Below are 250 nucleotides of genomic sequence, written 5' to 3'. Positions count from 1 at the left end.
TGGCAAGACCCCCGAGACCATCACCGTCAAGATCAACGGCACCAACGACGGCGCCATCATCACCCCGAGCAAGCCGGGCGACGACGCCGGTTCGGTCAAGGAAGACGACAAGCTCACCACCGGCGGCAAGCTGGACGTGGTCGACCCCGACAAGGGCGAAGCCGTGTTCAAGCCCCAGACCGACTTCAAGGGCGATCACGGCAAGTTCTCGATCGACGCCAACGGCAACTGGAAGTACGAACTCGACAAC

The 250-nt window shown here is 62.4% G+C and carries 1 protein-coding gene; it reads left to right on the top strand.

Going from position 1 to position 250, the window contains the following annotated elements; genetic code table 11:
- The coding region (locus AC6LJ5_RS30370; protein WP_498142460.1) for a VCBS domain-containing protein at positions 1-250 on the top strand (250 nt) is incomplete at both ends.

It is taken from the genome of Achromobacter sp. 1011791174 (assembly GCF_059760925.1).
The sequence above is the reverse complement of the archived record's forward strand: the minus strand, read 5'-3'. Positions and strand labels throughout refer to the sequence as shown.